This window comes from Oribacterium sp. oral taxon 078 str. F0262 (assembly GCF_000160135.1).
Taxonomy (GTDB): domain Bacteria; phylum Bacillota; class Clostridia; order Lachnospirales; family Lachnospiraceae; genus Oribacterium.
In genome coordinates, this window is the sequence record NZ_GG729933.1 from 602,696 (window position 1) to 628,816 (window position 26,121).

Consider the following 26,121-nt stretch of genomic DNA (forward strand, 5'->3'; position numbering starts at 1 on the left):
GCGGGATGGAAGGAATCAGATCGGGCTTTGTAGGCCTGGCGGGCCGCCCGAATGTCGGAAAGTCCACCCTTATGAATGCCGTCATAGGGCAGAAGATCGCGATCACCTCGAAGCGGCCGCAGACCACGAGAAAGCGCATTATGGGGGTCTATGATGATGAGAGGGGACAGATCATCTTTCACGATACACCGGGCATCCATAAGGCGAGGAACCGCCTCTCCGAGTTCATGGAGCATGTCGCGGAGAAGGCGCTCGGCGACGTGGACCTCGTCCTCTGGCTCGTGGAGCCGGGAGAGCTTCCGGGAGAGGCGGAGGAGTATATCGCCGGGCTTCTCCGGGAGTGTAAAAAGAAGACAATCCTCGTCGTGAATAAGATCGATATCCTGAAGAATGAGGAGGAGCTGACGCAGCTGACAGAGGCTTACCGGAATCTTTTGGAGCTGACGGAGCTGATCCCGATCTCCGCCTATAAGCATAAGAACATCGAGGAGCTGAAGAGCGCGATCTTTCGCAATCTTCCGCCGGGGCCCCGCTACTACGATGAGGATACGGTCACGGATATGCCTCTTAGGGATATCGCGGCGGAGCTGATCCGGGAGCAGACGCTCTATAAGCTGGACCAGGAGGTTCCGCACGGCATCGCGGTTTTAATCGAGGAGATGCGGCAGAGGAAGAACGGCCTTTGGGACATAAAGGCGAGCATTATATGCGAAAGGGAAGCGCACAAGGGCATCATCATCGGAAGGGGAGGGAGCATGCTGAAGCGGATCGGCAGCGGAGCCCGCATCCAGATGGAGAAGCTTCTGGAGGGCAGGGTGAACCTTCAGCTTTTCGTGAAGGTGAGGAAGGACTGGCGGGAAAATCCCCTTTATCTTCGGGAGTACGGCTACCGGGAGGAGCCGCTCTAGGCCTTGCCGAAGGGAGAAATTCTGGAGCTTTGCGGGGTTGTCCTCTCCTCCCGCCCCTCCAGGGACTATGACAAATGTCTCACGCTCCTCACAAAGGAGCTTGGGAAGATCACAGTCTGGGCCTCCGGCGCGAAGAAGCCGGGGAGCCCCCTTATGGCGGCCTGCCGGCCCTTCGTCTTCGGAAGCTTTCAGCTTGCCAAAGGACGAAGCGGCTATAATCTCCGCTCCGCCTCGATCGCCCGCTATTTCACGGAGATCGCCCTGGACCTGACGAATGCCTGCTACGGCTCCTATTTCCTGGAATTTTCGGACTACTGTGCGCAGGAGGGCCTTCCTTCGGAGGAGATGGTCTCGCTTCTCTACCTCTCCCTCTGTGCCCTTTTGAAGGAAAATATCCCAAATGAGCTCGTCCGGAGGATTTTCGAGCTCCGCATGCTCTTTCTGAACGGGGAGTATACCGAGCTCCCGCCGGGACATGCGGGAAAGGGCTGCGAAATGGCCTGGCGCCATGTCCTGGACAGCCCGCTGCAAAAGCTCTATACCTTTCTCCTGAGCCCGGAGCAGTTTCGGGAATTTTCGGAAAACGTCGATGCTCTCCTTCTGGAGACGATCCCAAAGCATTTCAAAAGCCTCGCGGTGCTGGAGACGATCCGCTGAGGAGAACAGATAAGAGATCAGGAAAATAGATAAGAGATAAGGAAAAAGGAAAGCCTTCGGGCGGAGCAGCAGGTCTGGCGCCGTCCGAAGGTTTTTTGTGTTGCCAATGCAACACAATTATCCCTTTGAATGAGATAAACTGAGCCCATGAGTTAGTTGTGATTAACTTTTAGAGTCACAGTACAGCTGGAGGGTATATGAAAAGGATTTTTCTGAAAGGGCTGTCCCTGCTTCTTTCCGCTCTGCTTCTCTGCGCCTGTGCAACTCCGGGAGGGGGTGCTTCCCGGGCCGGAGAGGGATCGTCTTCCGCCGTCGGGGAGACGAAGACAGAGAAGAGGGAAGAGACGGGAGAAGGAAAAAAGGAAGAGAGCGAGGCGGAGGGGAAAAACGACAGCAAAAGCCATGAGATACTGGATCACGCGGGAAATCGCGTGATGGTCCCGAACGAGATCCGGAGGGTCGTCGTGGATCAGGTTCCGATCCTCTCCACCTATATGGCATATTTTAAGGGGAAGACCCCTTATCTTGTGGGCTTTGCCGGGAGCTTCAAGGACTCCATTGCAAAGACCGTACTGAAGGATATCTCCCCGGAGCTCATGGACGTCTCGAATACCGTCTACGCGCAGGGAGATCTCAATGTAGAGGCGATCATGGAGCTTAAGCCAGATATCATCCTCTATAATGCCGGGAACAAGGAGCATTACGAGGCTCTCAGCAAGACGGGGATCCCCTGCGTCGGCTTTGCGACGGTGAAGGGCGGGGAGGGCCCTCCCGACCCTCTGACCCGCTATCGGGACTGGCTCCGGCTTTTGGAGGAGGTCTTCGGCGAGAAGGGGAAGATGGACGACTTCCTCTCATACGGGGATGAGATCGTCAAGGATGTGAGAGAGAGGATCGCGACGATCCCGGAGGGGGAGAGGCCGAGCGCCATGATTCTCTTCCGCCTGAACAACGGCTCCCCGCAGGTTGCGGGAAAGGGCGTGTTCGGGGATTTCTGGCTCCAGAACCTGGGGCTTAGGAATGTCGCGGAGGAGACGCAGGGCTTTGCGCAGACGAGCTTTGAGCAGATTTACGGCTGGAATCCGGAGCTTCTCTTCCTGAACGGGCCGGGGATTTCCCCGATCCGGAGCGAAGAGGTCCTGAACAATACGGTGGAAGGTGCGGATTTCTCCTCCCTGGATGCGGTGAAGAACAAAAGAGTCTATAATACGACACTCGGAATGTGGAGCTGGTTTACTCCAAATCCCGATGCGCCCTTAGTCTATGCCTGGCTCGCCTGCTGTGCCTATCCGGAGGCCTTCCGGGACTATCCCTTAAAGAAGAAGATCCGCGATTACTATTCCCGCTTTTACGGCTATGAGCTGAATGAGGCGGAGATAGAGGAAATGCTGGAGTATTGAGCGATGGAAAGAAAGCTGCTGCTTCGAAACGGGGCCTTCCGCCCCTGGGCAATCGCCGCCATGCTCCTGCTCCCGCCGCTCATCGCCGTATTTTGCTGCGGGTTCGGGCGCATGAGCCTGCCCCCGGCGAAGCTCATAGAGACGGCTTTTCTGACACTTACGGGGAGGGATGCGGATCCGCAGGCGCGCGCCGTGATCTTCGAGCTCCGCATCCCGAGGATATTGATGGCGATTGCGGTGGGAGGAGGGCTTGGCTGCGCAGGGGCGGCCTGCCAGGCGCTCTTTTCCAATCCGCTTGCCACACCGGATATCCTGGGTGTGACGAGCGGGACCTGCGTCGGGGCGATCCTTGCGATTATTCTGTCCTTTAATATGGCGGGGATTCAGGCGACGGCGCTGCTCTTTGGCCTCTTCTCCGTCTTTGTGACACTGCGGCTCTCCTCGGGAAAGCGGGGGATCTCGATCCTCTTTCTGGTTCTCTCCGGTGTGATGATTTCCTCCCTCTTCAATGCGCTCTCCTCCCTCCTGAAATATACGGCAGACCCGATGGATAAGCTCCCGCAGATCACCTATTGGCTGATGGGGAGCTTCACCGGGGCATCCTATCGGAAACTGCTGATCGGAAGCCCCATGATTCTGATCGGGACAGCGCTCATCTACCTGCTCCGCTGGCAGTTCAACATCCTCTCCCTCAGCGAGGATGAAGCGAGGGCGAGCGGCATCCATTTGAAGAGGATGCGGATTCTCCTGGTGCTTGCGATCACCATGATCACCGCTTCCTCGGTCTCCATGTGCGGGCAGGTGGGCTGGGTCGGGCTTTTGATCCCGCACTGCGCGAGGATGATGACGGGGAGCAATAATCGACTGGTGATCCCGATGAGCATCAGCCTCGGGGCCTCCTTTCTGATCCTCATCGACACCCTGTCCCGGACTTTGACCGTGATTGAGCTCCCGCTCTCCGTGCTGACGGCGATCCTGGGAGCGCCCTTTTTCATCCTGCTTTTGAAGCGCTCGGAGAGGAGCTTTCGATGATTCTGAAGGTGGAGGGGGGCTGCTACTCCTATCCGGAAGGAGGGCAGATCCTGAATGGGATTTCTCTTGATGTGAGGGAGGGGAGGATGCTCTCCGTACTCGGTCCGAACGGCGTCGGGAAGACGACACTCCTAAAGTGCATGACGGGGATACTGCCCTGGAAATCCGGGAGGTCTTTACTCCTTGGGAGGGATATCCGGAGGCTTAGGCCCCGGGAGATCTGGTCCGATATCTCCTATATCCCGCAGTCCCATTCCTTTGCCTTCTCCTTTTCCGGGCTTGAGATGGTCATTATGGGGAGGAGCGCCCATCTCGGGCCCTTCGCCCAGCCGGGGCAGAAGGAGCGGGAGCAGGCTTTGGAGCTTATGGAGAAGCTGCACATTACATCGCTCTCCGGAAAGGACTGCAATCAGATGAGCGGCGGAGAGCTGCAAATGGTGCTCATCGCGAAGGCTTTGATCAATCATCCGAAGCTTATCATCCTGGATGAGCCGGAGACCGGTCTGGACTTTCACAATCAGCTCCTCGTGCTGGACATGATTGACCGACTGGTTCACGAGGAGGGAATCGCGGCCGTCATGAACACCCATTATCCGACCAATGCCCTGGCCATCGCGGATGAGGCCTTCATGATGGACCGGGAGGGAAGCTATATCAGCGGAGCGGTCCGGGAGGTCCTCTGCGCGGAAAACATCGCGAGGGCGTTCCGGGTGAGAGTCGTCGTCAATGAAATTCACTTCAAGGGGAAGGCGCTGAAGAGCATCGTGCCGGTGGAGCTCATCCCCGAAGAAGCGGAGGCTTGGAATGAGAGAGAAGGAGAAGACAAGCATGAAGAGAGAAGCAGGGCATGAATTTCTGGCAAGACTTGGGAAGCGTCGGCTGAGACCGGGAGGGATCGCCGCGACGAACTGGCTTCTCGGAAAGGCAGAGTTTGGGAAGGATACGAAAGTCTTAGAGGTGGCGTGCAATATGGGGACCACGATGATTCGGATCGGAAGGCATTATCCCTGCCGTGTGATCGGGGTGGACCTGGATGAGGGGGCACTGGAGAAGGCAGGGCGGAATATCCGAAGAGCGGGCCTTCAGGACAGGCTCTCCGTGCAGAGGGCGGATGCCTATTGCCTTCCCTTCCCGGACCAGAGCTTCGACATCCTCATCAACGAGGCGATGCTTACGATGCTGACAGGGGACGGAAAGGACAGGGCACTTTCGGAGTACTACAGGGTACTGAAGCCGGGCGGACTCCTCCTCACCCATGATGTCTGCCTCTATGAAGAGAATCCCGAAAAGCAGCGGGAGCTTCGGGCCGGACTCAGCCGGGCTATTCGGATGAATGTGGAGCCCTTGAGCGTCCCGGGCTGGAAGGCGGTCCTTGAGAAGCATTCCTTCCGGCCGGTGCAGCGCTATGGGAGGATCACGCTCATGGACCCGATCGGGATGATCCGGGATGAGGGGCTCCTCCGCGCGGCTGCGATCATCCTGAGGGGACAGAAGAAAGAGGAGCGGGAGATGTTCCACACTATGTCCCGCTACTTTAAGGAGCACGACAGAGAGCTTGGCTATATCGCAAGTGTGAGCGAAAAGCGATAAGTACAAAAGCAAAATCCCTGCCCTTACGAGAAACGAAAGCGTCGACATTATAGTCGGCGCCTTCGTTTCATTCATTATTCTGTTTTACTTTGGGCTACTTGATCTTCCAGTACCCCGTTCTCGTTGTTCCGATACGCTCGATAGCGCCTTTCTCTTTCAAAGTTTTCAAATATCCCGCTATTGTTTTTCTACTGACATTCATCATTTCAGCAAGTTGTGTTACCGTGTACCCGGGGTCTTGAGCAAGGTAGTTTAACAGGGCACTTTCTCGATCATTCACGTGAACATTCACCCTATCATTCACCTTATTATTCACCCTGACAATTCTATCCTCCGGCCCGGTAAACTTTATCATGATATCGCCGGGATGGACGGTATATTCCGGCATCGGAAGATTATCTGCTTTCAGAGAATCGCAGATCTTTTCAATCCCACGCCCCCAGCTTTCAATGAAGCCTGCCAGATAAAAGATATGAGCTATATCAGGGTTATATGGCAAGGAAGCATGCTTACTCATCAGATTCTCCAACGTCCAGTTTTCAGGAAGGCGTCCTACATTTGCTACATAAAGCCTGTCATCATAAACACTAACCTGAATTGGTATCCTGGACTCATACTGCTTATGACAGATTGCATTGAGCGGTGCTTCTCTTAACGCTGCATCCGGTACAAAGCAGCGTTCACGCCTGTAAATCCCCTCATATGTGATCTTGGCGCGCATATATTTGAAATAGATCAGTTCAATTGCTTTATCGACCTGTTCCAAAATGGAGCCGTGGACTTCATCCTGATAAAGCAGCTCGGAGTCGCTTTCAAAATAACCGATCTCGATATACTCCTTGTCACCCTCTGTAAGCCAATTGACATCAACAACGATGCCCATAGCATCCCTGAAAAAGATCTTATAGCAAGGCTTAAGACAATAAAATAATTTTTGAAGCCGCAATCTGCGACTTCAAACTAAATATCCCAGACGGAGCATGTTTAACAACTATCCTCCGTCTTTGTTATTAAGTATTCTCTTTCAACTTAAACCGTGATTTCTTCCACTTTCCGGGCGGCAGACGGCTTCCTTTACTGCTGTAACACATGTATGGTAATCCTATAATGTGACGGAGCGCGCCTTATAAGCATGGCTGGATTTTCAAGGCGAATCGCGCTATAGTAGATAAACATGGGACAGTTTCGCCTGACGACGGATCACCCATCGGTAAAGGTCGGTTGCTTGCCGCACTCCGGCGGCAGAAAGAGGAACTTATGGCAAAAAATTATGCAATGGACACGATCGTTTCCCTCGCGAAGTCGAGAGGCTTCGTCTATCCCGGCTCCGAGATCTATGGAGGACTTGCGAATACCTGGGATTACGGAAATCTCGGCGTCGAGCTCAAGAACAATGTAAAGCGCGCCTGGTGGAAGAAGTTCATCCAGGAATCGAAGCATAATGTGGGGATCGACTGCGCGATTCTCATGAATCCGCAGACCTGGGTCGCCTCCGGGCACCTCTCCGGCTTCTCCGATCCTCTGATGGACTGCCGGGAGTGCCACGAGCGCTTCCGGGCGGATAAGCTGATCGAGGACTTCGCATCGGAACACGGGATCGCGCTGGATGGTTCTGTCGACGGCTGGACGAAGGAGAAGATGGAGAGCTTCGTCTCGGAGCAGCGGATCCCCTGCCCCAGCTGCGGGAAGCATAATTTTACCGGGATCCGTCAGTTCAACCTTATGTTCAAGACCTTTCAGGGCGTGACAGAGGACGCGAAGGATGCCGTATACCTCCGCCCGGAGACCGCGCAGGGGATCTTCGTGAACTTTAAGAATGTCCAGAGAACCTCCCGGAAGAAGCTCCCCTTCGGCATCGGGCAGATCGGAAAATCCTTCCGAAATGAGATTACGCCGGGGAACTTCACCTTCCGGACGAGGGAGTTTGAGCAGATGGAGCTGGAGTTTTTCTGTAAGCCCGGCACAGATCTCGAATGGTTCCAGTATTGGAAGGATTACTGCAAAAACTGGCTGCTTACGCTCGGACTTCCGGGAAAGATGCTTCGGGCGAGGGATCACGATAAGGAGGAGCTCAGCTTCTACTCCAAGGCGACCACGGATCTGGAATTCCTCTTCCCCTTTGGCTGGGGAGAGCTGTGGGGCATTGCGGATCGGACGGATTATGACCTCTCCCGTCACCAGGAGATCTCCGGGCAGGATATGAGCTACTTCGATGACGAGACGAAGGATCACTATATCCCCTATGTCATAGAACCGTCTCTCGGGGCGGACCGCGTGACGCTGGCCTTCCTCTGCGCGGCCTACGATGTGGAGGAGCTGGAGGGCGGGGAGGAGAGAACCGTGCTCCGCTTCCATCCGGCGATCGCCCCGGTGAAGATCGGCGTGCTGCCGCTCTCGAAGAAGCTTTCCGAGGGCGCGGAGAAGATCTGCACCGAGCTCTCCCGCCGCTGGTACTGCGAGTATGATGACAGGGGAAATATCGGAAAGCGCTACCGGAGGCAGGATGAGATCGGCACACCATACTGTGTGACCTATGATTTTGACTCGGAGGAGGACGGCTGCGTCACCGTCCGGGAGAGGGACAGCATGCAGCAGGTCCGGCTGCCGATCGCTTCCCTTCCGGAGTACTTTGAGGAGAAGCTGAGCTTCTGATGAAAATCGGTCTGATGGGGAGAATCGCGGTGAGCTTCGGCGTCAGCACGCTGCTCCCCATTTTCCTTATCTTCCTCTCCTCCCTGGGCATCCTCAGCTTAAGCTCCGGGATCCTGATCCTTGTGCTCGCGGGCCTTCTTTTCATCCTGTGGATCTATATGGGCATCGTGAAGCCGGTGGATGAGCTTAAGCGGGCGGCGAAGCGGATCGAATCCGGAGATCTGGACTTTACGCTGGAGGCGGAGACGGAGGATGAATTCGGAGAGCTGATGGAGGCCTTCGAACAGATGCGGATCCGCCTGAAGGAGACACAGGAGGAGAAGATCCGAAACGACACGGAGAACAAGGTGCTGATCTCCAATATCGCCCACGATCTGAAGACGCCTCTCACGACGATCAAGGGCTACTCGGAGGGGATATTGGACGGCATCGCGAAGAGCCCGGAGCGCCAGCAGAAGTATATCCGCACGATCTACAACAAGGCGAACGACATGGATCGTCTGATCGACGAGCTGAATTATTACGCAAAGATCGAGACCAACAAGATTCCCTACCATTTCAGACGCATCAGCGTGCGGGAATATTTCTCCGACTGTGCGGACGAGATCGGACTCGATATGGAGTCGAAGGGCTACCGCTTTTCCTATAAGAACGAGGTGGAGGATTCCGTTTTGATGTTGGCCGATCCGGAGCAGCTTCGGAAGGTCGTGAACAACATCATCTCAAATTCTGTGAAATACATGGACAAGGCGAATCCGGAGGTCAGAATCTTCGTGGGGGACGCGGGGGATTTCGTGGAGGTGCGGATCTTTGACAACGGCCGGGGGATTCAAAGCTCCGCTCTCCCCTATGTCTTTGAGCGCTTTTTCCGCGAGGATTCCTCCCGGAATTCCCGGAAGGGAGGATCCGGAATCGGTCTTTCCATCGCCCGCAAGATCATAGAGGACAGCGGGGGGAGAATCTGGGCGGAGAGCGCGGAGGGAGCGGGGACGACGATCCACTTTACGCTCAGAAAGGACACGGCGCTAAAAGGAGAGCACTGAAGAGGGAAGGCCGTAAGGGAGCGGGGACGGGAGGATTTTTATGGATGAGAGGAAGCGGATTCTGATCGTGGAGGACGAAGAGGCGATTGCGGAGCTGGAGAGAGATTATCTGGAGCTCTCCGGCTTTTCCGTGGACCTGGAATCGGACGGCGGGAAGGGACTTGCCAGGGCATTAAAGGAGGACTATGCACTTTTGATCCTGGATCTCATGCTCCCCGGAAAGGACGGCTTCGAAATCTGCGGCGAGGTGCGGGAGAGGAAGGATATCCCGATCATCCTGGTCTCCGCGAGAAAGGACGATATCGATAAGATCCGCGGGCTCGGACTCGGTGCGGACGATTATATGACAAAGCCCTTCTCGGCGAGCGAGCTTGTCGCAAGGGTCAAGGCGCACCTCGCCCGCTATGAGAGACTGCTCGGCAGCAGCCGGACGGAAATCCCCATCCTGGAAATCCGGGGGATCAAGATCGACAGCACGGCCCGCCGCGTCTTCGTAAACGGAAAAGAGGTCCCCTTTACAGCCCGTGAATTTGATCTCCTCTATTTTCTTGCCTCCCACCCAAATCACGTCTACAGCAAGGAGGAGCTCTTTAAAGAGATCTGGAAGATGGATTCCGTCGGGGACATCGCGACCGTCACGGTTCACATCAAGAAGCTCCGGGAGAAGATCGAGATCGATAATCTTTCAAAGCCGCAGTATATCGAGACGATCTGGGGAGTCGGCTACCGCTTTAAAGTCTGAGAACTATCCGTACGGCTTTCCGATGCGGGATTTTTCGTTTTCTTCATCCATTCTCACCTTCCGTTTTGCTTCCTATCCATGCGGCTTCCCATACTATACTGCCGTAGCTTCGAGCGGGTCGATCCGGGGATCATAAACTCCAAAGGCTGCGGAATGGGATGAGCCCGCTTCGAAAGCGGGCTGTCGGCCGCTTGAAACAGCTTCCAAAGGGGCGGACGGACCGCTCCCTTCAAAAAAACTCCGAAAATCGGATTTCTTAACAGGAACTTTATACCCGCCATGCTATACTGCCCTTGTCGATAGGGAAGACGGCTCCGGCGCTTTGCTCCGTCTGCTTCCCGGGATGAAAGGAAAAGTCTTAAGGAGATCAAGGAGTTAAATATGAGAGGAAACGGAAGCAGGGCAGCCGCCCTTATGCTGAGCCTTGGCTTATGCCTCGGGCTTACGGCCTGCGGAGGAAAGAAAGAGGAGAAGGCGGCGGGAAGCCCCGCGGCGGAGAGCGTGGCGGCCATGGACGGCATGAACATAGAGCAGGCCGGGATGTCGGATGAGAGCTTTAAGCCCGCGGATTACGCCTGGCAGCGCAGCGACAAATATGAATTTCCCTATATGGGAGTCTCGTTCAGTCTTCCGGAGAAGCTTCTTTCGAAGATGGATCAGAAGGAGATCGCCATGTTCGACGACTCCCTCGCGGATGAGAAGGGAGGATTTCGTTACTTCCTCGTCTCCTGGAACAAGCTCACGAAGGAGCAGAGGGAAGCGGAGGTCAAGAAAATAGGAGACGGCTATACGAACTGGATGAAGGGCCTTTCCCGGGTCGGAACGATCGGCATGTATGCCTCCGATATGACGGAGGAGGAGATCAAGGAGCTGACAAGGTGCAGCACACAGAAAAAGATCGGGGAGAGCAGCGACGGAAAGTATGTCTACTATATGGGCACGGATCCTTCCGCGTCGGAGGAGGAGAGAGGGCTCATCGAGGAGATCGGTGTGACGATAGGGGAGAGAGAGGAAATGTCGGAAAACGGCGCCTCCGTACCCGCGGGGCAGAGCATGACAGCCTCCGGCACCGCCTCCATCGCGCCTCTTTCGACGAAGACGATCGACGGCGCGGACTTTTCGGAGAAGGACTTTTCGGACTATGATCTTACGATGGTCAACGTCTTTGCGACCTGGTGCACGGCCTGCGTGCAGGAGATCCCGGATCTTGAGAAGCTTCGGCAGGAGATGAAGGACAAGGGCGTCAATGTGGTGGGCGTCGTCACGGATACCCGCGATGAGAGCGGAGAGGAGAATCAGGAGGCCATTGAAAAGGCGAAGCTGATCCAGGCGAAGACAAAGGCGGGCTATCCCTTCCTGATCCCGGACAGCTCCTATCTGAACGGCAGAGTAAAGAATCTACAGGCGATGCCGGAGACCTTCTTCGTAGATAAGAATGGAAATATCGTCGGAGACAGCTACAGCGGGAGCAGAAGCCTGAAGGACTGGAAGGAAATCGTGGAGAAGGAGCAGAAAAAGCTTAAGGAGAGCGGATCATGATAAGGATAAGGCGCTGGCTTCTCTCCCGCGCTCCGGGACTTTGCGCGGCGCTTCTCGGGATCTTCATGATGATCTATGGACTCTGGAGAGGTGAGGGAGAGGTCGTGCTGGCAAAGGCGATCAGAATCTGTATGGAGTGTATCGGAATTGGATAAGAAAAACGTCAGGAAAAGAAATATAAATGAGTGGCCGAGACATCGGATGCAGGCCCTCTGGGCACTGATCAGCAACAGCTATCTGCAGGGCTTTCTCAGCGGAAAGATCTACGGAGGGCGGCTGAAGGAGCTCTGCGTCCCGGGCATGAACTGCTATTCCTGCCCGGGAGCGAGGGGGGCCTGCCCGATCGGCTCTCTTCAGGCGGTGATCGGGAGCTATAAGTTCAAGTTTCCCTACTATGTGCTGGGCTTTCTCTTTCTGGTCGGAGCAATCCTCGGGAGATTCGTCTGCGGCTGGCTCTGCCCCTTCGGGCTGATACAGGATCTTCTTCACAAGATCCCTTTTCCGAAGAAGATCGGAACTTTCCGGGGAGATAAGCTGCTCCGGAAGCTGAAATATCTGCTGCTCCTTGTCTTTGTCATCCTGCTTCCGCTCTTCCTGGTGGACATCATCGGACAGGGTTCGCCGTACTTTTGCAAGCTGATCTGCCCCGTTGGGACACTGGAGGGCGGAATCCCCCTGGTTCTTCTGAACCGGACGATGAGAGGGGCAGTGGGCTTCCTCTATCTATGGAAAAACGTGCTTCTCTTTGTGACGATTTTCCTTTCCATCCTGATCTACCGCCCATTTTGCAAGTATATCTGCCCCCTGGGAGCGATCTATTCCTTCTTTAATCCGATCTCTGTCTTCTCCTACCGTCTGGACCCCGATAAATGTACGGGCTGCGGGGCGTGCAGGAGGGCCTGTCAGATGCAGATCGATCCGATGAAGAACTGCAATCATCTGGAGTGCATCCGCTGCGGCCGCTGCGAGAAGGCCTGCGCCGCCGGGGCTCTGAAGAGCGGATTTTTCATAGAGGGACTGAAGGGACGAAAGGACGGCGCGGAGCGGAGTCTTCGGGAGAGCCCGGGAAGGAGCTGAGAAGTCGTGAAGCTTTTGGTGGTGGAGGATGAGAGAGAGCTCAGGCAGAGCATCGCCGAGGGGCTTCGCCTCTCCGGCTATACGGTGGATACGGCGGCGGACGGGGAGATCGCAGAGGAGCTCTTTTTCTCGGGAAGCTATGATCTCATCGTACTGGACATCAATCTTCCGAAGATCGACGGCTTTACGCTTCTTCAGCTTATCCGAAGGGAGAATAAGCTTGTCAATGTCATCATGCTCACGGCAAGGACGGAGATCAAGGACAGGGTAAAGGGTCTGGATCTCGGAGCCAATGACTATCTCATCAAGCCCTTTCATTTCGAGGAGCTGGAGGCGAGGATCCGCTCCCTCCTCCGGAGGAAGCAGCTGCAGGAGGATACGGTCCTCTCCGCCCAGGGCATCTCCTATGATATGAGGAGTAAAACCGTGACGGCGGAGGGAAAGGCGATCCGTCTCACGGCGAAGGAGCTCGGGATCCTCGAGTATCTCCTCCTGAATCAGGGGAATTATATCTCTCAGGAGGAGCTTCTGGAGCATGTCTGGGACGGGGATATGAACGAATTCAGCAATACCGTGCGGGTCCATGTATCCGCTCTCCGAAGGAAGCTGAAGGAGAGCCTCGGGAAAAATATCATAAGAAATGAGATCGGGAAGGGATATATCATCGATGAAGGATAGGCTGTCGACACATTCCCTCGCGCTGAAGCTGACGGCGGTCACGATCGGGGTCTTCGCATTCATGCTCCTCTTTTCCAACTATATGCTCTGGAAGGAGCAGAGCAGGATGGCGGGGAAGCTCGCGTCCCAGCTGGAGCACAGCTTTTACGGCATGGAGGGTGGGAATGATGCGGAGGATACACCGCTGACTCTCGTTGTAGATGAGGCGCAGATCCGGACCCTCGCGGAGTACCGCATCTATGCCGCCTTCATTATGGGAATCACCATGCTGGGAGGCGCCCTGCTCTTCGTCCTCGTGATTCGGAGGATGCTTAAGCCCCTCCGGCTTCTGACGGAGAAGGTCAATGAGATCGACATCGATAATGTGGAATACGTAAAGGACGAGATCCGGATCGAGAAGGGAAGCTATGAGATCCGGGCGCTCTCGGAGGGCTTCCAGGCGGCCATCAACAAGATCTATGAAAACTATGAGAAACAGAGGCAGTTCAGCATCAATGCAGCGCACGAGCTCAGGACGCCGCTCGCGGTTCTGAAGACAAAGATCGATGTCTTTCGAAAGAAGGAGAGGAGTCCTTCCGGAGAGCTTGCGGATTTTGTGGACAGCATGGAGAAAAACATCACGAGGCTCTCGGGTCTCGTGGAGGGGATTCTCTTTCTCACCCGGGATGAAAAGCCGGAGAGAAAGGAGGTCTTCGTGAGAGAGCTTGCAGAGGAGGTGATTCTGGACCTGGAGGAGAAGGCCTCGGAGAAGGAGATCTCGCTCCATGTGACGGGAGATGACGCGGTCTTTTACACGGATGATCTTCTCCTGGAGAGAGCGATCTACAACCTCGTGGACAATGCGATCAAATACAATACTCCCGGCGGAAGCTGTGAGCTTCGGGTGAGGAGGGAAAGAGGACTGGAGATCGACGTGACAGACAGCGGCATCGGCATGAGCGACGAGGAGAAAAGCCACGCCTTCGACCTTTTCTACCGGGCGGATATCTCCCGGAGCCAAAGAAACAGCGGCTACGGAATCGGGCTCGCCCTGGTGCGGGACATCGTACAGAAGCTGGGCGGCGGGATCCGCGTGCTGGATAATCCCTCCGGTGGATGCATCTTCCGCATGAGCTTTCCTCCCCAGGGGAGCGCCGCCGAGATCACAAAGAGCAGACAGCAGCGGCAGAAACGCCGCTGATAAGGACTGATATAGGGTACTACGGGTTCTTCTCCCATAGGAAAAGCTGCAGAGGAGGGAACCCCGAGATGGATACAAGAGAAAGGAGCTCAGTATGAAAAAAAGGATAGCGGGATTCATGGCACTTTGTCTCATCGGGGCATCGCTTGCATCGTGCAGCGCTTCGGCGGATAAGGGAAGCAGCAAGGCGCCGGAGGCGAAGACAGAGGCGGCAGAGGCCGTACCGGCGGAGAATGCGGAAAAGCTCTCCGCGGGGGGAGCGGAGCTGAGGGAGGTTTCTGTCCTCGAGACCGGGGTGATCAGCTCGATCGATGAGAAGAGCGGGAGCATCGTGATCCGGACGGAGGTTCAGGGAGAGGATGGAAAGACCGAGGAGGATGAGCTCGTCGCGAATACGGACGCCTCGACGCCGGTCGTGAGCGCGGAGAGCGGAAAGAGACTCTCCCGCTCCGATCTGAAGGTCGGGATGAGGGTATCCGCCTGGATGTCTCCGGAGTACACGGCGAGCTACCCGCCCCAGAGCTGGGCGCTTGCGTTCATCACGGATATCGATAATGGAGATGTCCCCTATTATGCCGAGATCAAATCGGTGAAGAGAAAGAAGTGGGGGATGCTGCTCACCGATACGAGCGGGCGCAAGTGGAGCATCCGGGAGGATACGGTCCCGTACGGCTCTGAGGGGAAGAAGGAGAGCTGGCTCGGCGATCTGAAGAAGGGATCGAAATGCCTGATCTGGCCGAAGAAGCTCGCTGTGAATAAGGGAGGAGACGTCCTGGAGGCGGAGAAGCTGGAGATTCTGTAACAAAAGAGGACGGACCGGTTTCTGTTTGCTAAGTTGATTTGACCGCTTTTCCGCTTTGCCGCCCCATAAGCCGTGCTTCAGAAGGAGCAGGGCAGTCGGAGTAGGAGCGAGCGGCAGAGCGAAACGGCATCTTTTAGAAAGACCGCCGCATGGATTTTCCATGCGGCGGTCTTTTTTAGGGATATCCTTCGGAAAGAGTAATATTTTTTCGGAAAAATATGCTATACTAATTAGTGTAAAAATCCCTTCCGGACAGCAGCCGCACAAAAGCGGATGCAGCTGTCCGGCGCTCTGCTCAGCAAAAGCCGCAGGCATGACAAAGGATAGGTTTTGATTCAATTTTATTCTGAAGATCTTTTTCTTTTATGGCAGTAAAACTTCTTTAGGTGGACATCGCTTCATCCGAACAGACATGATGGATTGACAGCAGCAGAGGAGGAAGTGGCCTATGAAGAGTATCGATCAGCTTCTTTGGGAAAATGCGGCGAAGTATGGGGAGGAGGCCTATCTCTACGAGAAGGTGGGGGATTTTTACCGGGCTCAGAGCTATGCGGGCTTTTACCGGGATGTGCTTCGCTTTGCGAGAGTTCTTCGGAAAAAGGGTCTCGAGGGGAAAAAAATCGGAATCTATTCGGAGAATTCCTGTCTTTCTATGGCGGCAGACCTCGCGGTTCTCGGATATACCGGGATATCCGTGGCGCTCTCCGAATACTGGGACGGAAAACAGCTTCTCGAGATCTGCGGGAGTCTGGAGCTGGATGCGATCCTGTATGCGCCGGGGAGGGAGGACTCGCTCCGCCTGCTCCGGGAGCGCTTTCCGTCGCTCTGTCTTCTCTCTCTCTATGAGCTTCAGCGGGAGAGCATGCGTCTTCCGGAATGGAAATATGCCGCGGCGGCGCGCCGTTCCTTTTCCGGAGCGAAGTATGAATATGCCGGCCTTTACAACAACACCTTTCCGCCCGGGAGATGGGCGAGCCAGTCGGAAAATGGCTGTGTGAAGATTGTCTTCTCCTCCGGAAGCACCGGGGAACCGAAGGCGGTCATGCTCTCTCTCCGAAATATTTTCGCCAATCAGGAGAATACCTTTCAGAGAGCGCCGATCCGGCACACAGACCGCGCCTACCTTTTTCTTCCCCTGAGCCACACCTTCGGGGAGATCGGAAACTTTCTCTATTCCCTGATCAGCGGCATGAAGATCGCGCTCTCCAGCGGAAAGGACAGGATCCTTTCCGAGCTCGCGGAGCTTCATCCCACGGTACTCTGCGCGGTTCCCCTCGTGCTGGAACGGATCTATCGGATCTCGGAGGAGACGGGGAAGAGTATCTCCGCCCTCCTCGGGGGGAATATCCGCTTCCTCTTTTCCGGCGGGGCGGCCCTTCGGACGGAGATCCGGGCGGCAATCAAGTCAGAGCGGATCAACCTGATTGAGGCCTACGGCCTCACGGAGACCGCCTCCATCATAAGCCTGGAATATTCCTACCAAAGCCATGATATCAGCTCCTCCGGGACGGTCCTGGAGAATCAGTCCGTCCGCATCGCGAAGCCGGATTCCGACGGCATCGGGGAGATCTGCGTGAAGGGGGACAATGTCTTTATCGGCTACTACGGGAGGGAGGATTACTACCGCTCCTGCTTCGACCGGGATGGGTATTTTCACACCGGGGACCTCGGCTTTCTTCGGGGAGGGAAGCTCTATCTGAAGGGGAGGAAGACGCGTATGATCCTCCGCTCGAACGGGCAGAATATCTATCCGGAGGAGCTGGAGCAGTGCCTGCGGCAGGCTCTTTCCCTGGACAGAGCGGAGCTCTCGGAGGAGGGAGGACATATCCACGCGAGGCTCTACAGCGGGGAGCTCCCTGAGGACGGGCTTTTGGAGAGGGTCAACGACATTCTCCCGAAGTACGCGCAGATTGAGAGTGTAGAGCTTCTCAGGAAGCAGGATCCCCGGCAGTGGAAGTAGGGACGGACTGAGTCTTTGGGGAGAGAGAAAGGCGGCAGAGAGAGCGATGGAGAAGGAGTCCTCTGAGATATCGGAGAGGGATATCCTGCGGTTTTCGGACTATGCGGAGTGGTTTCGGGAGGGAAGCTGCGAGGCCTGTCTCATTGTAAACCGGGGGATTTCGGAGCATCCCTGCATGTTTGGCTTTCCAAAGCTGGACGGGAGTTTTTCCGAGACCGGGCGTCTTTTTGAAAGGATGGAGAGGCGGGCCGCGGAGCTCGGCTTTTCTGAGCTCATGGGTCCTGTCAATTATTGCACCTGGATGTCCTACCGCTTTGCCATCAGCGGCTTCTCCATCCATTATTTTCCGGACTGTGAGAATTCCCCCGAGGCTGTGGACTGGCTCAGGAGGCTTCATTACCGGGAGCTCTACAGCTATCGGAGCGCTGCCGTCCTGATCGATAATCCGCTCCTTCAAAGAGCCGCGGAGAGCTACCGAAGCCTCCTCTCAGAGGGATACCGCTTTTTGGAATATCGCGGAGAGGAGGCGCTCGGCCTCGCCGGGGAGATCTATGAGATTTCCCGAGACGCATTTTCCGCGGCGCTTCTCTATTCCGAGCTCCCGCGGGAGGCCTTCGATCGAATCTACTTAAGCCGCTTCCGGAGCCTTCCCCTCGTTCTGGCTGCGGCCTTCTCTCCGGAGGGAGAGATGATCGGCTATATCTACGGCTACCCGAATCCCCTGGGAACAGAATTTATCTCCAAGACAAGTGCCGTGAAAAAGCGCTTTCAAAAGCATGGAGTCTATGCGGCTCTTCTCTGCTTTGGCTCGGAGCTTGTGCGAAGGGCCGGCTATCACGAGATCGTCTATCACTTTCAGTGCGAGCAAAAGCCCGGCTTTCGGCGCTTCCCGGAGCAGTATGAGTCCCGGGAGAAGCGCTACGCGGTCTTTTCGAAGAGCCTTCGGGGCGGAGGAGGACAGGAGATTCAGAGAGGAGAGCTGTGAGCAGGCGCTGCCAAGAGCGCAGGCTGTATCCGGCCCTCCCTTGAGAAGCTAGTGATCAATCCGGGGCTGTGAATGGGCGCTGTCAAGGGCATAGGCTGGATCCGGCCCTTCCTTAGGATGATAGTGATCAATCCGAGGCTGTGAGAAGGCGTTGTCAAAGGCAGAGGCCCGCATCCACAGCGCGCGGGGCGAGGGATCGAGCGCTGTGGCGGGAGAGTCTGAATCCGAGTCTTCGGCGAAGCAGCGCGGCTGGGATCGGAGAGGAAAGGGGAGATTTTCGGAGAGCTCATGAGGTGCAGAATCTGTCTGAATGATGAGACGGTGCGGGGGATCCGCTTTCATGCGGATGGCATCTGTAATTTCTGTAAAAATTACTTGAGAGACAGAGAGAAGCTGAGGGATTACGAGAGTCTCGGGAAGCTGTTTTCGGAGCGGATCGAGAGGATCAGAGGAAAGCATCGCTATGACGCCGCGGTCGGCATCTCCGGAGGGAAGGACAGCATCTATGTGCTCTATGAGCTGAAAAAACGCTACCGGCTCAGGATCAAGGCCTTCACGCTCTGCAACGGCTTTTTGAGTGAGAGGGCGAGGAGCAATATCGACCGCATCGTATCGGAGCTTTCGGTGGAGCACGAATATATCCGCTTTGAGAAAAGCTTTCTGCAGCGCCTCTACCGAAGCTCAGTCCGAAAATGGCTCACGCCCTGCATCGCCTGTTCCTATCTGGGCTATGCCTCAATGATCCGCTTTTCCGCCCGGGAGGACGCCGCTCTCGTCATCCACGGGAGAAGCCCGGAGCAGATGTTTCGCTGCTATGGGGAGGATGTCTTCACGGAGCTGATCCGCGCGGGCCTTAAACCTCCCGAAGAACTGGAGCTTCCTAAGCTTTATCAGAGACTTCTGTCCTTGATCGAGGAGAAGCTGGACCGGGAGCTCCGGGAAGAGGCGAGGGCGCTGCTCTTTCCGGATTCCCGGGGAGAGCTCCGGGAGTTCCTGGCCTACTTCCTCTATCATCCCTACCGGGAGGAGGAGATCGTCCGCTTTCTCCGAACGAAGACGAGCTGGGACCCGGGAGAGGAATATCAGCACTATGACTGCCGCATCCATCTCGCGCCGAAATACATCTATCAGAGGGCGGAGGGACGCCCGCACTGTCTTCCGGAGCTCAGCTTTCTCGTCCGGGACTCCCAGCTTGGAAGGGAAGAGGCCGGGAGGCGCCTCAGAGAGGAATGGATGGAGGAAAAGCCGGAGGAGGCGATGCGGGAGCTCTTTCATTTTATCGGAAGGCCGCAGTTTCCGACGCTCTGGAAGGCAGAGCTCTACCGACGTTTTCTCTCCCGCCGCTAGGAAGAGGGCGGAGAGATGAGAGTGCTTTTTAAGATAAGGGGACGGGAAAAAGAGGGGGATATGCGCTTTTTTCAATATTTTTTCTATAAGGGCCGTATCCTTTTCTATGCCCTCCTCTCCCTTCTCTTTGCGGCTTTACTTCTTTTTTTTCGGAGCTTGTCCGGGGAGAGGGGGCCTTCTTCCCTTCACTTTCTCCTTCCCCTCTTTGGACTCATCCTTTTACAGCTTCTCTCTTCCCGTATCGCGGATGATTTTTTTGATTACGAAGCGGACAGAGCCGGGAAGGATCAGAGAAGGAGCGATTCCCTTCCCCCGAGGATCGAGAAAGCGGAGCTTCTGCTTCTCTATCTTTTCTCCGCTCTTTTATACTTTCTCCTCCTTTTTCATTTCTTCGGAGCGATTCCGTGCTTTTTTGCGGGGCTATTTTCCCTTTCTGTTTTTCAGGAGCTCTTCCCTTTCTTAAAGCCGTTTACGGCAAGTCTCAGCGCGGCGGCGTATCTCTTCCTTCTCTCTGAGCATACGGCAGTATTTCGTCTGCCTGCTTCCTCCCTTATACTTTTCTTCCTGCTTTTTTCCCTATCTTTCTTCTATGGAATCCGGAAGAGGAAGGGGAGGGGAGGATCAGGGGAGCTCTGAGCTTCGGGATCGCGTGGAACGGCCCTTCCTAAGGATCCGTCTTAGACAGCTCGGATAAGATCTATGCTTATGCCGGCGATTCTTCTTAGGCGGTACAGATAAGATAGAGGCAGAGCGATGGGGCGGCGGGCGCAAAGAGACGGATCCGGAGAGAAAAGAGAAAGAGGAAAGAGACGCTTTTTCGAGAGAGGCAGAGAAGAGGAGAGGGCAGAGATGCGGGAGCGCCCGGCAGGCAGAGGCAATGAGGATAGAGCGCAGGGGGGAAAAGGCGGAAATGTGCCTTTGGAGCGAAGCGGAGAGGAAGGCGGAAATGCATCTTCGGAGAGCAGCAGGAAGAAAGGCAGAAATGCAGCCTTTAGAGAGCGGCAGAGAGAAAAGGAGGAAGCTATGGAAAAAGGAAAGAGGGAGGAGCGAGAAAAGTCGTCGGGGAGAATTCCGGATCTCTCCCTTCTTCCCGTTCTCGGCGGGAAGGGCTGGCATCTTCAGCGTCTCCGCGCGCTCGGCTTTTTGACGCCGGATTTTTTCATCTGGGGGAGCGGCTGTTTCTACGATTTTCTCGGAGAGGAGCTCTCCCATTTTCAGGAGCTTCTTCTCAGCTACCGGGGAGAGAGGGAGATCCTCGATGAGATGAGGAATCTCATCCTGGGAAGGGAGCTCCCGCTTCGGATGCGGGAGAGCCTGGACAGAGAGCTTCGCCTCCATTTCCCGGATGGGAGGCGCTTTGCGGTCCGCTCCAGCGCCATTGATGAGGACGGGGAGCGGCACAGCTTTGCGGGAATGATGGACTCTGTCCTGAATCTGAGCACAGAGGACGATTATATCGCCGCTCTTAAGAGCTGCTATGCCTCCTGTTTTTCAGAGCGTGCGATGGAGTATCGGAGGAGAGAGGGGATACTCAGGGGGGATCTTTCGATCGCCGTGATCTTTCAGGAGATGGTGGAGGCGGATTTTTCCGGTGTCCTCTTCACGACGGATCCCGCGACAAACGATCCGGACGAGCTCCTCGTAAGTCTGGCAGCGGGGAACGGGGAGGGGCTGGTATCCGGGAGTAAAGACAGCCTCGACTATACCGTAGATATTCTGGGGAGGCTTTCTCCCTGTTCGGAGGAGGCCGAGAGAGCTCTCGAAGACTCCTCCTTGAAGGTCTTCGGAGGAAGGAGAGGGCTCTCTGCATCTCTTATTCTCCGGCTTGCTGAGCTGGGAAGGGCGGTGGAACGGAGCTATCCGAGGCGGCGCGCCCGGGATCTGGAATTTGCCGTGAGAGGGGATGAAATCTATCTCCTCCAGGACAGGCTCATTACGGCCTATCGGCAGATCGATAAGAACAGAGCCCGCACGATATTGGACAATGCCAATATTATCGAGAGCTATGCCGGCGTCACGACGGATCTCACATACAGCTTCGCAAGAGAGGTCTATGAAAAAATTTACCGGCAGACGCTCCGGCATTTCCTGATCCCGGAGAAGGAGATCGAGCGGATCCGGCCGGAGCTCTCCCACATGATCGTATTCTATGAGAACAAGATCTATTACTGCCTGAACAGCTGGTACAAGATGACAGCGCTCTACCCGGGATATGAGAAGAACAAGTCCTATATGGAGGCCATGATGGGGGTGAAGGTGGAGTGGAAGGAGCCGGTGCAGAAGGCGAAGCTCCGGAAGGCCCGCATCTACCTTCGCTTTCTGAAAAGGATGCTCCGCATAGAGAGAGACAGCCGGAATTTTCTCCGGCGCTTTGAAAGAGTCACCGCTCCCTATCAGGGGGCGGACTTCGAGGGCTGGGAGAATTCTGCACTAAAGGCGCTCTACGCCAGGCTCGAGAGAGAGATCCTCGATGATTTCACAACGCCGATCATCAATGATATCGCCGCGATGCTCTCCTACGGTTCGCTTTTGTCCCTCCTTCGGAAGAAGAGGGGGGAGGACGCGGAAATGCTTCTTGGGAGAGAGCTGTCCCGGCAGGGAGGAGTGGAGAGCGCGGAGCAAAGCTTCGCCTACCGGGAGCTTGTGGAGAAGCTTCGGGAGGATCCAAGGGGAAGGGCCCTTTTCCGGGAGCACAGCGGAAAAGAGTTCTCGGAGCTTTTTAAGAGGAGGGGAGGAAAAGAAGAGGAGGCGCTTTTTTCGGGGATTCGATCCTATATCAAAAGGTTCGGGGCGAGGAGTATGGAGGAGTTAAAGCTCGAGACGATCACCCTTTTGGAGGACCCGGAGCCGCTCTTTTCCGCTCTGAAGGAGGAGCTTCAGCGGGAAGAGAGCGGAAAGGGAGGGAGGATCGGAAAAAGCGGCAAATCGCATAAGAAAAAGCGGGGGATGACAGGAAGGAGAGAGCGGCGTCTTTCCAAAGGCATGGGGAGAATGGGGCTGAGCGCCTATTTGCTCCTTCGCCTCACAAAATACTTTATTCGAAACCGGGAGCGTCTTCGTCTTCGCAGGACCTACATCTATGCGATTGTCCGGAGGATTTTTCTCCGGATTGGGAAAAACCTCGCAGAGGAGGGCCTGATTTCAGAGGAGAGGGATATCTTCTTTCTCACGAAGCCGGAGATTTTCTCCTGGATCGACGGGGAGAGGGAGGACTCCCGGGGCTGGAAGGAGCGTATCGCCGGGAGGAAGAAGAAGTTTTCGGAGAATCGGGAAAAGCCCGCTCCCCCGAGGATGTACTTCTACGGGGAGCTCTGTCCGGAGAATATGCTTTCTGTGTCGAAGCGAAGCTCGGCCGCAGAAAGAAGAAGGGAGAGAAGTACTTCCGGAGGGAGGAGACTCTTCGGCATCCCCGGCGGCGGAGGAAGGATAAGGGGGGAGATCCGGATTGTGAGGAAGCCGGAGGATCTTCCGGAGCCCGGCTTTATCCTGGCGGCGGAGCGCACCGATCCCGGCTGGACGGTGCTTTTTCCCCGGGCGAAGGCGCTCCTCATCGAGAGGGGGAGCCTGCTCTCTCACTCCGCCGTGATCGCGAGAGAGATGGGGCTTCCCGTCGTGATCTGCGTCCCGGGACTGATGAAGAAGCTTCACGATGGAGACCGTGTTTTGGTAAACGGCACCGAGGGCTGGATCGAGATAGAGGAGAGTCAGGAGGCGGGGGAAGAGAGAAGTGCCGGCAGCAGAAAATAAAAGGGGATCTGCGGGCTTCTGGGAGATGCGGCAGAGGAGGACAGGAAGGATGGAGGACAGACGTTTTCGCTTTCTTCGCTATGCGAATTGCTGGGAGGACAGCAGGATTATAAGGGAAGGGCTTTCGATCCGGCCCGGGGAGAGAGGGCTTTCGGTCGCCTCCGGCGGAGACAATGCGCTCTTTCTCCTGACGGCGGATCCCGCGGAGATCGTGGCATTTGACTGGAATCACTCGGAGCTCGCCTGTACAGAGCTGAAGATGGCGGGCTTTCGGGAGCTTTCCCACGCGGAGCTTCTCGCCTTTTTGGGAGTGCGCCCCTCTGGGAAGCGGCAGGAGAGCTACCGAAAGCTTCGGGAGGGGCTTTCAGAGTCCTCCAGGGCGTATTTTGACAGGCATCCGGGGATAATCCGGAGGGGCTTGATCCACTGCGGCAAATTTGAGCGGTATTTCCAGCTCTTTCGGCGGGGGATCGCCCCGCTGTTTTGCTCCTCCCGGAGGCTTTCGGAATTTTGCAGGCTGAGGGAGCCGGAGGAGCAGAGGGCATTTTACGGGCGCTGGATCGACGGGAAGCGCTTCCGCGCGATCTTTCGGCTCTATTTCGGGGTGAGGCTTATGGGAAGGCTCGGAAGAGACCGAAGCTTTTACCGCCATGTCGGGGATACCGATCATTTTCCGGAGGAGGTGAAGGCGCGATTTGAGTATGGGATAAGCCACAGCAGAAACTTCGAAAATCCGTATCTTAGCTACATTCTCAGAGGGAATTACTCGGAGAGCTCTCTCCCGGACTATCTGAGGGAGGAAAATCATGACTGCATCCGCAGAAGGCTCGATCGTCTCCGACTGTTCCGGGGGAGCCTTCTGGAGGTCCCGGAGGGAAGGCCCTTCGACTTTCTGAATCTCTCGGATCTCTTTGAGTACATGGACGAGGAGGAGTTCTCGGAAAATGAGAGAAAGCTCTCGGCTCTCGCCTCTCCCGGGGCCCGCATTGCACTGTGGAATATGCAAAACAGACGTTATCTTCGGAAGGACGATTTTTTAGCGGAGGAAGAGGAGAGCAGGCGGCTTTTTTCGAAAAACCGATCCTATTTTTACCGGGATTTTACGATTTATCATGTCCCGGGGGATCTTCTTCCTCACGAGCCTTAGAGGGCTGGAGGCCGCCTTTTCTGCCGCTTTGTCCGCCCTGCACAGGACGCTCTCGCTCCGACTGCCGCGGCCAGCGGCGCATAAGCGATTTTCAGGACCAAATCGCTAAACGCCGGGGCGGCAGACGGCCTGCGCTTGGGCAGGCAAAGCGGCAGAACGGCTGCTTAAAATGTGGGGCTTTCAGTGATCCGGGGGTCCTGAAGGAGCGGGGGAGGCACTTCTCTTCGAGAAGACTCAAGGACGCTCCGAGTCTGCCTGATGGCAGACTTCTGTGCTTATGCTTCGCTGCGTCCGCAGCTCAGCGACTCGGCTTCGCCCGGGAGGCATCAGCCGACCTCTACATTCTCAGGCGTTTTTTCAGGTTCTGGAAGACCTTTTCTCTGAGGGCGCGGTAGTTTTTCTTTTCGCCTTCGCTCATTCCTTCTGTGCTGTTTTGCTCTTCCTCCGAGACAGCGCTGTCTATCGCATTCAGAATTCTTCCGGATTTTTCTGTGAGGGATGCGGTCTCCGGTTTTGCGAAGTCCATCTTCAGGTAGCCGCGGATCGAGAGATACTGAAGGAGAGCCTGCGCGGAAATTTTGGGGAGCTCCAGGTATTCGGAGAGCTCTTTTAAGTCGCCGACGCTGCCGAAGCTATGAAGGTAGAGGAGGACGGAAAGCTCGCGGCGCTCCAGATCAAAGCGGCTCATCACGGAGCGGAAGAGGCGCTGAAACATGCGCTCCTCATAGTAATGCTTTGTCCAGGAATTTTCCCGGACGAAGTCGTGGGCGACTTTCGTCCTCTCCTCTCCGAGTTTTTTGGATCCCGGAAGGAGGGGGATCGCTTCATTGTCTCGGGAGTAATCGAGCAAAAAGCGGTAGATTTCCGCGCGCTTTTTCGCATAATCCTCCGGACTGTAGACATTTTTATAGAAGTCGGAGTAGTAGTCGATCACATTCAGCTTCATGCGGATGATGTCGCTCGCATTGAGTCCCTGCTGGACGAGGGAGCCCTCCGTCTTTACATAGTAGTAGATCGGGACGCGGAGCACATAGATCCTGTCTGCGTGAAGGAGATACTCCATATTAAAGATGAAGTCCTCGCACCAGCGGAGCTCCGGGTCCATCCGGAGACCATAGCGCTCGATGATATCCCGGCGGAAGAGCTTGTTCCAGAGGACGCCGTAATAGTAGTCCGCGGGACTTTTCGCCATCCAGTCCGCAAACTCCTGCCTCGTGAGAAGTCCTTCCGTGTCGATAGAGCCCTTCCGGGAGATCCATTTCTCGACGACCCGGTAGAAATCCGCTATGACGATATCCGCCTTCTCTTTTTCCAGTGCGCGGACAAGCTGTCCGCTGGCCTCCGGAGTGATCCAGTCATCCGCATCGAGAAACTGGATATAGCGGCCCTTTGCGATGGAGAGCGCCGCATTTCTGGTATTGGAGACGCCGGAATTTTCCTTATGGATGACACGGATCCTCGCATCCTTTTCGCAGAAGCTGTCACAGAGCTTTTCGGAGCCGTCCTTGCTGCCATCGTCCATGAGGAGGAGCTCGAAGTCTTTGAAATCCTGTGAGAGGATACTGTTTACACAGCGGCTGAGCGTCTCCTTGGCATTATAGATCGGTACAATGATGGAAAGTACAGGCATGCATC

23 protein-coding genes are annotated in these 26,121 nt (G+C 55.7%); 21 read left to right on the top strand and 2 right to left on the bottom strand.

The features are described from left to right. Positions 1 to 5: 5 nt before the first annotated feature. The 6 genes from era to GCWU000341_RS02780 all read left to right on the top strand — a co-directional run bounded on the left by era (position 6) and on the right by GCWU000341_RS02780 (position 5,587). A complete protein-coding gene (era, locus tag GCWU000341_RS02755; RefSeq protein WP_040653314.1) occupies positions 6 to 908 on the top strand; it encodes a GTPase Era in 903 nt (300 codons plus the stop codon). A gap of 3 nt (positions 909 to 911) precedes the next feature. Beyond that, positions 912 to 1,565: a DNA repair protein RecO gene (recO, locus tag GCWU000341_RS02760; protein WP_009214197.1), complete on the top strand. Its 654-nt coding sequence runs from the start codon at positions 912 to 914 to the stop codon at positions 1,563 to 1,565. Positions 1,566 to 1,762: 197 nt separating this feature from the next. Further along, a complete protein-coding gene (locus GCWU000341_RS02765) occupies positions 1,763 to 2,965 on the top strand; it encodes an ABC transporter substrate-binding protein (RefSeq protein WP_009214199.1) in 1,203 nt (400 codons plus the stop codon). 3 nt (positions 2,966 to 2,968) lie between these two features. Further along, positions 2,969 to 3,997: a FecCD family ABC transporter permease gene (locus GCWU000341_RS02770; RefSeq protein WP_009214200.1), complete on the top strand. Its 1,029-nt coding sequence runs from the start codon at positions 2,969 to 2,971 to the stop codon at positions 3,995 to 3,997. Then, complete coding sequence (locus GCWU000341_RS02775) at positions 3,994 to 4,848, top strand: ABC transporter ATP-binding protein (RefSeq protein ID WP_009214201.1); 855 nt, start codon at positions 3,994 to 3,996, stop codon at positions 4,846 to 4,848. The genes GCWU000341_RS02770 and GCWU000341_RS02775 overlap by 4 nt, the downstream gene beginning before the upstream one ends. Continuing rightward, a complete protein-coding gene (locus tag GCWU000341_RS02780) occupies positions 4,826 to 5,587 on the top strand; it encodes a class I SAM-dependent methyltransferase (protein WP_009214202.1) in 762 nt (253 codons plus the stop codon). Before GCWU000341_RS02775 ends, GCWU000341_RS02780 begins: the two co-directional genes overlap by 23 nt. Before the next feature lie 94 nt (positions 5,588 to 5,681). Here GCWU000341_RS02780 and GCWU000341_RS02785 read toward each other — a convergent pair whose 3' ends face one another. Beyond that, positions 5,682 to 6,470: an ATP-binding protein gene (locus tag GCWU000341_RS02785; RefSeq protein ID WP_009214203.1), complete on the bottom strand. Its 789-nt coding sequence runs from the start codon at positions 6,468 to 6,470 to the stop codon at positions 5,682 to 5,684. Positions 6,471 to 6,844: 374 nt separating this feature from the next. Here GCWU000341_RS02785 and GCWU000341_RS02790 point away from each other — a divergent pair, with 374 nt between their 5' ends. From GCWU000341_RS02790 to GCWU000341_RS02865, 15 genes are all read left to right on the top strand, one after another. Next, positions 6,845 to 8,239 carry a glycine--tRNA ligase gene (locus GCWU000341_RS02790; RefSeq protein ID WP_040652966.1) on the top strand — a complete coding sequence of 465 codons (1,395 nt, stop codon included), beginning with the start codon at positions 6,845 to 6,847 and terminating at the stop codon, positions 8,237 to 8,239. Further along, the gene (locus tag GCWU000341_RS02795; protein ID WP_009214205.1) at positions 8,239 to 9,282 is read left to right on the top strand and encodes a sensor histidine kinase; all 1,044 of its coding nucleotides are present in this window, start codon (positions 8,239 to 8,241) and stop codon (positions 9,280 to 9,282) included. Before GCWU000341_RS02790 ends, GCWU000341_RS02795 begins: the two co-directional genes overlap by 1 nt. A 40-nt stretch (positions 9,283 to 9,322) precedes the next feature. Further along, positions 9,323 to 10,024: a response regulator transcription factor gene (locus GCWU000341_RS02800; RefSeq protein WP_009214206.1), complete on the top strand. Its 702-nt coding sequence runs from the start codon at positions 9,323 to 9,325 to the stop codon at positions 10,022 to 10,024. A gap of 381 nt (positions 10,025 to 10,405) precedes the next feature. After that, positions 10,406 to 11,563 carry a TlpA disulfide reductase family protein gene (locus GCWU000341_RS02810; protein ID WP_009214208.1) on the top strand — a complete coding sequence of 386 codons (1,158 nt, stop codon included), beginning with the start codon at positions 10,406 to 10,408 and terminating at the stop codon, positions 11,561 to 11,563. After that, complete coding sequence (locus GCWU000341_RS13715) at positions 11,560 to 11,718, top strand: CD1871A family CXXC motif-containing protein (RefSeq protein ID WP_009214209.1); 159 nt, start codon at positions 11,560 to 11,562, stop codon at positions 11,716 to 11,718. Before GCWU000341_RS02810 ends, GCWU000341_RS13715 begins: the two co-directional genes overlap by 4 nt. Positions 11,719 to 11,764: 46 nt before the next feature. Beyond that, a complete protein-coding gene (locus tag GCWU000341_RS02820; RefSeq protein WP_009214210.1) occupies positions 11,765 to 12,640 on the top strand; it encodes a 4Fe-4S binding protein in 876 nt (291 codons plus the stop codon). Between the two features lie 6 nt (positions 12,641 to 12,646). Beyond that, the gene (locus GCWU000341_RS02825; protein ID WP_009214211.1) at positions 12,647 to 13,318 is read left to right on the top strand and encodes a response regulator transcription factor; all 672 of its coding nucleotides are present in this window, start codon (positions 12,647 to 12,649) and stop codon (positions 13,316 to 13,318) included. Beyond that, a complete protein-coding gene (locus tag GCWU000341_RS02830; protein WP_009214212.1) occupies positions 13,308 to 14,498 on the top strand; it encodes a sensor histidine kinase in 1,191 nt (396 codons plus the stop codon). The genes GCWU000341_RS02825 and GCWU000341_RS02830 overlap by 11 nt, the downstream gene beginning before the upstream one ends. 94 nt (positions 14,499 to 14,592) lie before the next feature. Then, complete coding sequence (locus GCWU000341_RS02835; RefSeq protein ID WP_009214213.1) at positions 14,593 to 15,300, top strand: hypothetical protein; 708 nt, start codon at positions 14,593 to 14,595, stop codon at positions 15,298 to 15,300. A 448-nt stretch (positions 15,301 to 15,748) separates the two neighbouring features. Continuing rightward, on the top strand, positions 15,749 to 17,260 hold the full coding sequence (locus GCWU000341_RS02840) for an AMP-binding protein (protein WP_009214215.1): 1,512 nt from the start codon (positions 15,749 to 15,751) through the stop codon (positions 17,258 to 17,260). A gap of 46 nt (positions 17,261 to 17,306) precedes the next feature. Then, positions 17,307 to 18,245 (top strand): hypothetical protein, encoded by a 939-nt coding sequence (locus GCWU000341_RS02845; RefSeq protein WP_009214216.1) that lies wholly within the window; start codon positions 17,307 to 17,309, stop codon positions 18,243 to 18,245. A 288-nt stretch (positions 18,246 to 18,533) separates the two neighbouring features. Further along, positions 18,534 to 19,592 (top strand): hypothetical protein, encoded by a 1,059-nt coding sequence (locus GCWU000341_RS02850; protein ID WP_009214219.1) that lies wholly within the window; start codon positions 18,534 to 18,536, stop codon positions 19,590 to 19,592. Positions 19,593 to 19,607: 15 nt separating this feature from the next. After that, positions 19,608 to 20,228, top strand: a complete 621-nt coding sequence (locus GCWU000341_RS02855) for a hypothetical protein (RefSeq protein ID WP_009214220.1) — start codon at positions 19,608 to 19,610, stop codon at positions 20,226 to 20,228. A 387-nt stretch (positions 20,229 to 20,615) separates the two neighbouring features. After that, on the top strand, positions 20,616 to 23,339 hold the full coding sequence (locus GCWU000341_RS02860) for a PEP/pyruvate-binding domain-containing protein (protein ID WP_196794787.1): 2,724 nt from the start codon (positions 20,616 to 20,618) through the stop codon (positions 23,337 to 23,339). Between the two features lie 49 nt (positions 23,340 to 23,388). Next, positions 23,389 to 24,486: a DUF3419 family protein gene (locus GCWU000341_RS02865; RefSeq protein ID WP_196794788.1), complete on the top strand. Its 1,098-nt coding sequence runs from the start codon at positions 23,389 to 23,391 to the stop codon at positions 24,484 to 24,486. Between the two features lie 337 nt (positions 24,487 to 24,823). Here the strand turns inward: GCWU000341_RS02865 and GCWU000341_RS02870 are convergent, their stop codons facing one another. Beyond that, entirely contained in the window at positions 24,824 to 26,116 is a 1,293-nt protein-coding gene (locus GCWU000341_RS02870; RefSeq protein ID WP_009214223.1) for a glycosyltransferase family 2 protein, read from the bottom strand. Between the last annotated feature and the right edge of the window lie 5 nt (positions 26,117 to 26,121).

Coding starts and splice junctions, on each gene's coding strand:
- era (WP_040653314.1), top strand. CDS start 6: ATGGAAGGAATCAGATCGGGCTTTGTAGGCCTGGCGGGCCGCCCGAAT.
- GCWU000341_RS02785 (WP_009214203.1), bottom strand. CDS start 6,470: ATGGGCATCGTTGTTGATGTCAATTGGCTTACAGAGGGTGACAAGGAG.
- GCWU000341_RS02860 (WP_196794787.1), top strand. CDS start 20,616: ATGGAAAAAGGAAAGAGGGAGGAGCGAGAAAAGTCGTCGGGGAGAATT.
- GCWU000341_RS02850 (WP_009214219.1), top strand. CDS start 18,534: ATGAGGTGCAGAATCTGTCTGAATGATGAGACGGTGCGGGGGATCCGC.
- GCWU000341_RS02845 (WP_009214216.1), top strand. CDS start 17,307: ATGGAGAAGGAGTCCTCTGAGATATCGGAGAGGGATATCCTGCGGTTT.
- GCWU000341_RS13715 (WP_009214209.1), top strand. CDS start 11,560: ATGATAAGGATAAGGCGCTGGCTTCTCTCCCGCGCTCCGGGACTTTGC.
- GCWU000341_RS02865 (WP_196794788.1), top strand. CDS start 23,389: ATGGAGGACAGACGTTTTCGCTTTCTTCGCTATGCGAATTGCTGGGAG.
- GCWU000341_RS02810 (WP_009214208.1), top strand. CDS start 10,406: ATGAGAGGAAACGGAAGCAGGGCAGCCGCCCTTATGCTGAGCCTTGGC.
- GCWU000341_RS02795 (WP_009214205.1), top strand. CDS start 8,239: ATGAAAATCGGTCTGATGGGGAGAATCGCGGTGAGCTTCGGCGTCAGC.
- GCWU000341_RS02800 (WP_009214206.1), top strand. CDS start 9,323: ATGGATGAGAGGAAGCGGATTCTGATCGTGGAGGACGAAGAGGCGATT.
- GCWU000341_RS02830 (WP_009214212.1), top strand. CDS start 13,308: ATGAAGGATAGGCTGTCGACACATTCCCTCGCGCTGAAGCTGACGGCG.
- GCWU000341_RS02765 (WP_009214199.1), top strand. CDS start 1,763: ATGAAAAGGATTTTTCTGAAAGGGCTGTCCCTGCTTCTTTCCGCTCTG.
- GCWU000341_RS02770 (WP_009214200.1), top strand. CDS start 2,969: ATGGAAAGAAAGCTGCTGCTTCGAAACGGGGCCTTCCGCCCCTGGGCA.
- GCWU000341_RS02820 (WP_009214210.1), top strand. CDS start 11,765: ATGCAGGCCCTCTGGGCACTGATCAGCAACAGCTATCTGCAGGGCTTT.
- GCWU000341_RS02840 (WP_009214215.1), top strand. CDS start 15,749: ATGAAGAGTATCGATCAGCTTCTTTGGGAAAATGCGGCGAAGTATGGG.
- GCWU000341_RS02855 (WP_009214220.1), top strand. CDS start 19,608: ATGAGAGTGCTTTTTAAGATAAGGGGACGGGAAAAAGAGGGGGATATG.
- GCWU000341_RS02835 (WP_009214213.1), top strand. CDS start 14,593: ATGAAAAAAAGGATAGCGGGATTCATGGCACTTTGTCTCATCGGGGCA.
- GCWU000341_RS02775 (WP_009214201.1), top strand. CDS start 3,994: ATGATTCTGAAGGTGGAGGGGGGCTGCTACTCCTATCCGGAAGGAGGG.
- GCWU000341_RS02790 (WP_040652966.1), top strand. CDS start 6,845: ATGGCAAAAAATTATGCAATGGACACGATCGTTTCCCTCGCGAAGTCG.
- GCWU000341_RS02870 (WP_009214223.1), bottom strand. CDS start 26,116: ATGCCTGTACTTTCCATCATTGTACCGATCTATAATGCCAAGGAGACG.
- GCWU000341_RS02780 (WP_009214202.1), top strand. CDS start 4,826: ATGAAGAGAGAAGCAGGGCATGAATTTCTGGCAAGACTTGGGAAGCGT.